Source organism: Actinoplanes sp. NPDC024001, from assembly GCF_040638955.1.
Taxonomy (GTDB): domain Bacteria; phylum Actinomycetota; class Actinomycetes; order Mycobacteriales; family Micromonosporaceae; genus Actinoplanes.
Genome location: NZ_JBEZZB010000091.1, coordinates 1 through 9,147, shown reverse-complemented (window position 1 = coordinate 9,147; position 9,147 = coordinate 1). Strand labels below are relative to the sequence as shown.

7 protein-coding genes and 1 pseudogene are annotated in these 9,147 nt (G+C 72.7%); all 8 read left to right on the top strand.

What is annotated here, in order from left to right; all coding sequences use genetic code 11:
- Nucleotides 1–161: 161 nt before the first annotated feature.
- Nucleotides 162–965 (top strand): ATP-binding cassette domain-containing protein, encoded by an 804-nt coding sequence (locus AB0F81_RS30580; RefSeq protein ID WP_360202801.1) that lies wholly within the window; start codon nucleotides 162–164, stop codon nucleotides 963–965.
- Nucleotides 962–2,221: an ABC transporter permease gene (locus AB0F81_RS30575; protein ID WP_360202799.1), complete on the top strand. Its 1,260-nt coding sequence runs from the start codon at nucleotides 962–964 to the stop codon at nucleotides 2,219–2,221. The genes AB0F81_RS30580 and AB0F81_RS30575 overlap by 4 nt, the downstream gene beginning before the upstream one ends.
- A 31-nt stretch (nucleotides 2,222–2,252) precedes the next feature.
- On the top strand, nucleotides 2,253–3,431 hold the full coding sequence (locus AB0F81_RS30570; RefSeq protein ID WP_360202797.1) for an ROK family transcriptional regulator: 1,179 nt from the start codon (nucleotides 2,253–2,255) through the stop codon (nucleotides 3,429–3,431).
- 54 nt (nucleotides 3,432–3,485) lie between these two features.
- Nucleotides 3,486–4,412, top strand: a complete 927-nt coding sequence (locus tag AB0F81_RS30565) for a hypothetical protein (RefSeq protein ID WP_360202795.1) — start codon at nucleotides 3,486–3,488, stop codon at nucleotides 4,410–4,412.
- Nucleotides 4,409–5,887, top strand: coding sequence for an insulinase family protein (locus AB0F81_RS30560; protein WP_360202793.1), 1,479 nt, complete (start codon nucleotides 4,409–4,411; stop codon nucleotides 5,885–5,887). Before AB0F81_RS30565 ends, AB0F81_RS30560 begins: the two co-directional genes overlap by 4 nt.
- 21 nt (nucleotides 5,888–5,908) lie before the next feature.
- Complete coding sequence (locus tag AB0F81_RS30555; RefSeq protein ID WP_360202791.1) at nucleotides 5,909–6,853, top strand: hypothetical protein; 945 nt, start codon at nucleotides 5,909–5,911, stop codon at nucleotides 6,851–6,853.
- A complete protein-coding gene (locus AB0F81_RS30550; protein ID WP_360202790.1) occupies nucleotides 6,850–8,562 on the top strand; it encodes an insulinase family protein in 1,713 nt (570 codons plus the stop codon). Before AB0F81_RS30555 ends, AB0F81_RS30550 begins: the two co-directional genes overlap by 4 nt.
- Nucleotides 8,563–8,665: 103 nt before the next feature.
- A pseudogene (locus AB0F81_RS30545) lies at nucleotides 8,666–9,028 on the top strand (molybdopterin-binding oxidoreductase); the annotation flags it as partial.
- Nucleotides 9,029–9,147 lie beyond the last annotated feature (119 nt).

Sequence of the window (9,147 nt, the reverse complement as noted above, 5' to 3'; positions counted from 1 at the left end):
GAGGAACTGATGAGCCGCAAGACCGCGGCGGTCCCGGACGGCGTCGGCACCACCATGCCGGTCTTCGCCGCCGGTTGCGACAGCCCCTCCGCAGTCGGCGAGCCACGAAGAAGTGGTGGCGCCACGACGAAACCGGTCACCGAACGAAGGAGAACCATCCCGTGGCCGCGACACCCCTTCTGGAACTGCGTGGGATCGACAAGAGCTTCGGTCCCGTCCAGGTCCTGCACGACGTCGGCCTCAGCGTCTACCCGGGCGAGGTAACCGCCCTGGTCGGCGACAACGGCGCCGGCAAATCCACGCTGGTCAAGTGCATCAGCGGTATCTACACCCACGACGCCGGCACCGTGACGTTCGAGGGCAAGGACGTGGCGATCAACGGCCCCCGGGACGCCGCCGCGCTCGGCATCGAGGTCGTCTACCAGGACCTCGCGCTCTGCGACAACCTGGACATCGTCCAGAACATGTTCCTCGGCCGGGAGAAGAAGAACGGCATCGTCCTCGACGAGGACAGCATGGAGGAGATGGCCGGGGAGACCCTGCGCAGCCTCTCCGTGCGGACCGTCAAGTCGCTGCGCCAGCTGGTCTCGAGCCTCTCCGGCGGCCAGCGGCAGACCGTGGCGATCGCCAAGGCGGTGCTCTGGAACAGCAAGGTCGTCATCCTGGACGAGCCGACCGCGGCCCTCGGCGTGGCCCAGACCGCCCAGGTGCTCGAACTGGTCCGGCGGCTCGCCGACAACGGCCTCGGCGTGGTCCTGATCTCGCACAACATGAACGACGTGTTCGCGGTCTCGGACCGGATCGCGGCGCTCTACCTCGGCCGGATGGCGGCTCAGGTCAAGGCGTCCGACGTGACCCACTCCCAGGTCGTCGAACTGATCACCGGCGGGCGTAGCGGCAACCTCGGCCTGCCGCCCGAGAAGCCCTCCGAGTTCATCGACATCACGCCGGGAGAAGCCCAGTGACCACCACCACCACGACCACGGCCGGCGGCATCCAGGCCGTCAAGCCCACGGTCGGCAGCCACATCCGCGATTACTGGGCACGGGTGCGCGGTGGCGATCTCGGTACCCTTCCGGCCGTACTCGGGCTCATCGTCCTCACCCTGATCTTCGGCGTGGCGCGCAGTGACACCTTCCTCAGCGCGCTGAACTTCGCCAACCTCTTCAACCAGGGCGCCCAGGTCGTCTTCATCGCCATGGGCCTGGTCTTCGTCCTGCTGCTCGGCGAGATCGACCTCTCCGCCGGCTTCGCCAGCGGCGTCTGCGGCGCGGTGATGGCGATCCTGCTCACCAACGAGGGCCAGCCCTGGTACGTGGCCATCCCCGCCGCCCTGCTGACCGGCGTGGTGATCGGCCTGGTGCTCGGCCTGCTCGTCGCGAAGCTGGGCATCCCGTCGTTCGTGGTCACCCTGGCGGCGTTCCTCGCCTTCCAGGGCATCCTGCTGACCATGCTCGAGGGCGGCAAGAACATCTCGATCACCGACGAGTTCGTGAAGTCGCTGAACAACGGCACCCTCTCCACCCTGTGGAGCTGGATCTTCGCGATCGTCGCCGTGGTCGGGTTCGCCGCGGTGCAGCTCAACCGCTACCGCCGCCGGTCCAGCAAAAAGTTGATCACCGACCCGATCGGCATCGTGCTGCTGCGCATCGCCGGCCTGGCGCTGCTCGTCTTCGCGGCCACCCTGGTGCTGACCCAGGAGCGGGCGATCAACCCGGCGATCAACTCGCTCAAGGGCGTGCCGATCGTCGTACCGATCATCGCGGTCGCGCTGGTCGTCTGGACGTTCGTGCTCGGCCGCACCACCTATGGCCGGCACGTCTACGCGGTCGGCGGCAACGCCGAGGCGGCCCGCCGCGCCGGTATCCCGGTCGACCGGATCCGCATCTCGGTCTTCGTGATCGGCTCGTTCATGGCGGCCATCGCCGGCATCCTGGTGGTCAGCCGGAACAGCTCGGTCGACCCGAACACCGGTGGCAGCAGCATCCTGCTCTACTCGGTCGGCGCGGCGGTCATCGGTGGCACCAGCCTCTTCGGCGGCAAGGGCAAGGTGATCAACGCGGTGATCGGTGGCGCGGTGATCGCGGTCATCGACAACGGCATGGGCCTGATGGGCTTCAGCTCCGGCCAGAAGTTCATCTTCACCGGTCTGGTCCTGCTCGCGGCCGCCAGCGTCGACGCGCTGGCCCGACGCAGGGCATCCGCAACGGGCAACCGATGACCGACACCCGGGGGCAGGGGACGGGACGCTGATGCGTGCCGGCCCCAGCCAGGAAGAGGTTCGCCGGCACAACCTCGGGACGCTCCTGCGCTACGTGCACATGCACGGTGCCACCTCACGCGCGGAGCTGACCAACCGGCTCGGCCTCAACCGCAGCACCATCGGGGCCCTCACCGCCGAGCTGATCAGCGCCGGGCTGGTCACCGAGGCGGCGCCACGGGAGACCGGCCGGGCCGGGCGACCTTCGCTGGTCGTCCGGCCCGAGTCGGGCAAGGTCTACGCGTACGCGCTGAGCATCGAGGTGGACCGGCTGCGTGCCGCGCGGGTCGGCCTCGGTGGGCGGATCCTCGAACAGTACGAGACCGAACGCCCGCCCGGGATGAGCGCCGACGACGCGGTCCAGCCGCTCGCCGGGTTCATCCGGACCATGCGGGACGCCATCACCGACGACGCCAAGTGCGTGGGCAGCGGCCTCGCGGTGGCCGGCATGGTCCGGCGGGAGGACGGCATGGTCCGTCTCGCGCCGACCATCGGCTGGGTCGAGGAGCCGGTCGGCGCGGCCCTGCGGGCCGAGCTGGGCGAGTCCGGCCGGCTCAGCATCGGCAACCACGCCGACGTGTGCGCGCTCGCCGAGCACGCCCGCGGCGCGGCCGTGAACTGCGACAACGTCATCTATCTGTACGGCGACGTGGGCGTCGGCGCGGGCATCGTGGCCGGCGGCCGCCGGGTCACCGGGCACGGCGGATACGGCGGCGAGGTCGGCCACATGGTGGTCAACCCGTACGGCCGGCCGTGCTCCTGCGGCTCCCGCGGCTGCTGGGAGACCGAGATTGGCGAACACGCGCTGCTGCGCCTCGCCGGGCGGGCCAACGGCACCGGCCGGGACGCCGTGCTGGAGGTGGTGGACGCCGCGATGCGCGGGGACAGCCAGGCCCAGCACGCGTTGCGGCAGGTCGGCGACTGGCTCGGGTTCGGCGTCGGCAACCTGGTCAACATCTTCAACCCGGAAGTCGTGATCTTCGGCGGGACGCTGCGCGACGTCTACCTCGGTGCGGCCGCCCAGGTCCGCAGCCGGCTCAACGCGGTCGGGCTGCCGGCCTGCCGGGAGCACGTGCGGTTGCGTACCCCGGAACTCGGCACGGACGCCGCGCTGATCGGCGCCGCCGAGCTGGCCTTCGAGCACCTGCTGGACGACCCGCTGCTGTCCTGAGCGGCGTTTCCCCCGGTAACGGCGGTCCACAGGGGAAGATCTATGCTGCCCGCCATGCTCCCGCGTCATCCCGTCCTGGACCCGGCAGCCGCGTACCCGAAGATCGTCACGCTGCGTGCCGCCCTGGCGGCGAAGGACTGGCCGGCCTGCCGGGAAGTGCTCGATGCCGCCGAGCCCGTGGAGCGCACCCTGCTGCTGCGGGCGTGCGCCGACCGGGCCGGGATCGAGGAGCACCTGCGGGAGGTGCGGGCCGCTGACCCGGCGGACGGCGCGGCGGCCGTGCTGCTCGCGCAGCGCCTGATCGCCGACGGCTGGGCGGCCCGGCACACGGGCGGTCTGCTCGCCGCGCGGTTGGCCGAGGCGGAGCCGATCCTGATCGCGGCCGCGGCCCGTACCCCGGATGATCCTGCGGTCTGGACCGCCCGGCTGACTTCGGCGCGCGGTCTGGGCCTCGGGGTTTGCGAGGGCCGGCGCCGCTACGACCGGCTCGCCGAAATCGACCCGCACCACCTGCCCGGCCAGAGCGAACTGGTGCAGCAGCTGACGCCGCGCTGGGGTGGCACCTGGGCGGACGCGCTCGCCTTCGCCCGGGAACGGGCGGCCGCCGCGCCGCTCGGCGCGCTGAACGCCGTGCTCGTCGCCGAGGCGCATCTGGAGCAGGCGCTGGGCGAGGGTGGCGGCACCGCCGCCGGCGCCCGGCGGCACCTGGCCGCGCCGTCGGTGCTCGCCGAGCTGAGCGAGGCCGCGGCGCACTCGATTCAGCACCCGCAGTTCCGGCGCACGCACGGCTGGGTGCAGGTGCTCAACACCTTCGCGATGGCGTTCTGCCTGGCCGGCGAGCCGCACACGGCCCGGCAGATGTTCGAGGCGCTCGACGGCCTCGGCAGCGAGTACCCCTGGCACTACCTGGGGGAGAGCGCGGCCGGGGTGATCCGGTCCTATCGGATCCGGACGGCGTTCGCACGGGGAGGAAGCTCATGATCAGGCAGCTCGAGGTGGACGGCGTACCCACGCTGCTCGCCCCGGTCAGCGGGCCGATGCACGCCGGCCTGGTCTTCCGGGTCGGGCTGGCCGACGAGACACCGGCCCGGCGCGGCATCACCCACCTGGTCGAGCACCTGGTGCTGCCCGGACCGGCCCAGGTGAGCAGCCACCTCAACAGCCGCACCGGGATCGAGCACACCTACTTCCACGTCCAGGGCTCCGCCGAGCGGATCACCGGCTTCCTGGCCGAAGTCTGCGCCGCGCTACGCCGTCTGCCCGTCGACCGGCTCGACGGCGAGAAGGAGATCCTGCGCAGCGAGGCCGAGGGCCGGGTCAGCGATCCGCTGCCGATGCGCCGGCACGGCGCCCGCGACTTCGGCATGCCGAGCTATCCCGAGTGGGGTCTGGACGGGCTCGCCGCCGAACACCTCCACGAGTGGATCGCTCGCTATTTCACCAGGGACAACGCGGCCCTCTGGGTGGCCGGCGACGAGCTGCCCGAAGGGCTGGCGCTGGATCTGCCGGACGGCGCCCGGCAGCCCGCGCCGGCGCCGTCGTCGGCGCTGGCGCAGACCCCGGCCGCCTTCACCGGCGCCGGCGAGCGCGCGGCCTGGGACACCGTGGTACGCCGGGAGGCCCGCGCCGCGGTCTTCGCCAACGTGCTGGAACGGCAACTGGACCGCGACCTCTGCCGGCGCAGCGCCATCGCCGCCGCGGTCCGCACCGAGTACCAGCCGCGCGCCGCCCGGACCGCCCGGATCACCGCATTCGCCGAACCGCTGGCCGGGCACCGCGACGCGGCCCTCGGCGGGCTGGTCGACGCGCTGGCCGCGCTGCAGGCCGGCCGGGTCGAGGCCGACGACGTGACCACCGTGGTCGAGCTGACCTGCGACGGGTTGCGCGAGGCCGAGGAGCGGGGCGGGCGGCTGCCGGGGCAGGCCTTCAACGTGCTGGCCGGGCTGAGCGTGCGCGGCCTCGACGACGCGATCGCCGAGGTGCGGGCGGTCACCGCGGCGGAGGTGGCCGAGGTCGCCACCGCGGCGTACGGCGCCGGGCTGCTGATGACCCCGGCCGGGACCCACGCCGGATGGGCCGGCTATCCGGTGACGCCGGCGGAGTCCGTCCCGGTTTCGGCCGGGCGGGTCCGGCGCGCCCGCGGCGACCGGAAGCTGCGCCTGGTCCACGGCGACGAGGGTGTCAGCGTGGTGGCCGGCGAGACGGTCCGGACCGTCCGCTACGACGCGTGCGCCGCGCTGCTCGCCTGGCCGGACGGCGCCCGTGAGCTGATCGGCGACGACGGGATCACGGTACGGGTCGAGCCCACCCTGTTCCGCGACGGCGCCGTCGTGACCGCCGAGATCGACGCGCACGTGCCCGCGGCGCACCGGATCACGATGCCGGCCCGGGAACCCGGGTCGATTCCCGCACCCCGCCGCCGGCTGTGGGCGGGAACGTTGGTGCGGCCGGACTGATCGACCCTTATGCTGCCCGCCATGTCCCAAGCCATCGACGTGGTGCTCGACCGCGGCGCCGCCTACCCGGAGATCACCGCGCTGCGTGCCGCGCTGGAGCGTCGTGACTGGCCGGCCTGCCGGGCCGTGCTCGACTCGTCCGGGCCGATGGAGCGGACCGGCCTGCTCCGGGCGGTCAGCGAGGACGACGGCCTGGACGAGTTCCTGCGCTCGGTGCTCGCCGCGAACCCGGCCGACGGCGCCGCGTCCGCGCTGCTCGGCATGCACCTGATCGACGTCGGCTGGAAGATCCGCACCGGGGCGAGCGCCCGTTACGTGAGCCGCGAACAGTTCGCCGCCTTCCACGACTGGCTCGGCAAGGCGGAACGGGTGCTGATCGACGGGGCGGCGTACAACCCGCGGGACCCGGCGATCTGGACCGCCCGGCTGACCTCGGCGCGCGGCCTGCAACTGGGCCTGGCCGAGGCCCGGCGGCGGCACGACCGGATGGCCGCCGGCGACCCGCACCACCTGCCCGGCCAGCTCCAGCTGCTGCAGATGCTCTGCCCGAAGTGGGACGGGACCTGGGAGCAGGTGCACGAGTTCGCCCGGGACGCGATGAACGCCGCACCGCCCGGCGGGCCGCACGGCGTGCTGGTCGCGGAGGCGCACATCGAGCACGTCTTCGACGGCGAGACCCGTGCCGACATGCTCGGCTACCTGGCGAACGAGCCGGTCCGCGCGGAGATCTACCAGGCCGCGCAGCGCTCGATCTGGCACCCGCAGTTCCGCCGCGGCTACGGCTGGCTGGAAGCGCTGAGCACGTTCGCGCTGCTCTTCATGCTGCTGGACGACCAGCGGGCGGCGGCCGCCACGTTCGGCGCGCTCGGCAACCTGGCGGCCCGGCACCCCTGGGACTACCTCGACGACGACGTCGTCACCCAGATTCGACAGGCCCGGAGCTGGGCGTTCGGAGGCACTCGATGATCACGCGGACGGAGATCGACGGCATCCCGGTGGTGTTCGGCCCGACCACCGGGCCGATGCACGCCGGCCTGGTCTTCCGGGTCGGTTTCGCCGACGAGCCGCTGACCAAGCGCGGCATCACCCACCTCGTCGAGCATCTGGCGCTGCACTCGTTCGGGGTGGCCGACTACCACTACAACGGCGCCACCGGCGTGGAGTACACGTTCTTCCACACCCGCGGCAGCGAGGCGGACATCGTCAAGTTCCTCAACGGCGTGTGCGCCTCGCTCAGCGATCTGCCGATGCACCGGCTCAGCACGGAGAAGGAGATCCTGCGTACCGAGGAGAACGGCCGCAGCGAGGGCCCGACCGAGGCGCTGGCGCTGTGGCGGCACGGCGCCCGCGACTACGGCGTGGTCACCTACCCGGAGTGGGGGCTCACCGGGATCACCCCGGACGACCTTCGAGCCTGGGTCGGCCGGTACTTCACCAGGCACAACGCGGCCCTCTGGATCGCCGGGCCGGCCGTTCCGGCCGGGCTCCAGCTCACCCTGCCACCCGGCCATCGCATGCCGGTGCCGGCTGCGTCCTCCGCCCTTCCGGTACGCCCGGCGTACTTCTCCGGCCCGTCCAACGTCGTGGCCTGGGACACCGTGGTACGCCGGGAAGCCCGCGCCGCCGTCTTCGCCGGGGTGCTGGAACGTGCGCTGTTCCGCTCGCTGCGCCAGGAGAGCGGGCTGTCCTACACGGTGCACGCCGGTTATGAGCCGCGGGTCGACGGCAGCGCCGTGATCTCCGCCTTCGCCGACGCGCTGCCGGAGAAGCAGGGCGCCGTGCTCGGCGGGTTCATCGACGTGCTGGCCGCCGTACGGCTCGGTCTGATCGACCAGGCCGAGGTGACCACCGTGATCAACCAGCGTGCCGAGGAGATGACCCACGCCGAGGAGAACGGCGGCCGGCTGCCCGGGCAGGCGTTCAACGTGCTCGCCGGCCGTCCGGTGCAGAGCCTGGAGGAGGTGCTCGCCGAGCTGCGCGCGGTGACCCGGGAGGACGTCGCCGCGGTGGCGGCTGCCGCCTACGCCGACGGGCTGCTGATGACCCCGGGCCGGACCAGCGCCGACTGGGCCGGCTACACCGCGGCGCCGAACTCGTCGGACGAGGTGGTGCAGGGCACCGCGTACCCCTCGCTGGAGGACCCGGCGCTGTCGCTGGTCGCGGGCGAGCGCGGGGTCAGCATGGTGGGTGAGGGCTCGGCCGCCACGGTCTGGTTCGACCGGTGCGCCGCCGTGCTGTCCTGGCCGGACGGGGCCCGGCGCTTCGTCGGGCACGACGGCATGCAGGTCAGCTTCGAACCCAGCCTCTTCGCGAACGGCCACGCGCTGGTCCCGGCCCTCGACGCCCGGGTGCGGCCGGAGCTGCGCACCCCGATGCCGCCTCGGGACGCGGGCCGGATCCCGGTGCCGCGGCCGATGCCCCCGCAGGCTCCACCGCAGGCGCCGGACGCCACCGGTGACTCGGGCGGTGGCACGGCCGGGCCGGTCGTCACGCTGGTGCTGCTCTCGCCGATCCTGCTGTTCTTCGGCTTCCTCGCGCTGATCATGCTGCTCTCCCTGTGGGCCGACCCCGAGGACACCGGCACCGAGATCATCCTCGGGCTGTCCTTCCTCTTCGTGGCCGCCGCCTGCGGTTACGGCGTCGTCTGGGCGATCCGCCGCCTCCGCAACCGCTGACCCCCGCACCCACCGGGTGGATTCGGGCCGCCATCCGCGCCCGAAATCAACACGCTGATCGGTGCGGGCCGCAGCGGTGCACCATGGTGGGGTGAGGACATCGATGCGGGCCGGGTTGTCCGGGGTGGCGGCGGCCGCGGTGGCGCTCGGCGTGGCCGAGCTGGTCGCGGTGGTGACCGGCGCCCGTTCGGCGCCGCTGGTGGCGGTCGGCGGGGTGGTCGTCGACCATGTGCCCGCCCCGGTCAAGGACTTCGGCATCGCCGTCTTCGGCGTGCACGACAAGACCGCGCTGCTGGTCGGGACCGGTCTGCTGGTGGCGCTCTATGCGTACGGGGTGGGCGTGCTCGCCCGCCACCGGTGGGTACCGGCGGTCGCCGGCATCGCGGTGTTCGGTGCGATCGGGGCGGGTGCGGCGGTCACGCGGAGCGGAGCGGGCCCGGCGGCGGTGCTGCCGGCACTGCTCGGAGCGGGCGCCGCGGTGCTGGTGCTTCGGTCGCCACGACCTCGAAACCGCGGCGGGCCAGCAGCAGCTCCAGGCCGGAGGAGAGCAGCACGTTGTCCTCGGCGATGACTACCCGCACGGCA

Bases quoted from the DNA above. Each gene is read 5' to 3' on its own strand.
- AB0F81_RS30570 (WP_360202797.1), top strand. From the start codon at position 2,253: ATGCGTGCCGGCCCCAGCCAGGAAGAGGTTCGCCGGCACAACCTCGGG.
- AB0F81_RS30565 (WP_360202795.1), top strand. From the start codon at position 3,486: ATGCTCCCGCGTCATCCCGTCCTGGACCCGGCAGCCGCGTACCCGAAG.
- AB0F81_RS30560 (WP_360202793.1), top strand. From the start codon at position 4,409: ATGATCAGGCAGCTCGAGGTGGACGGCGTACCCACGCTGCTCGCCCCG.
- AB0F81_RS30555 (WP_360202791.1), top strand. From the start codon at position 5,909: ATGTCCCAAGCCATCGACGTGGTGCTCGACCGCGGCGCCGCCTACCCG.
- AB0F81_RS30550 (WP_360202790.1), top strand. From the start codon at position 6,850: ATGATCACGCGGACGGAGATCGACGGCATCCCGGTGGTGTTCGGCCCG.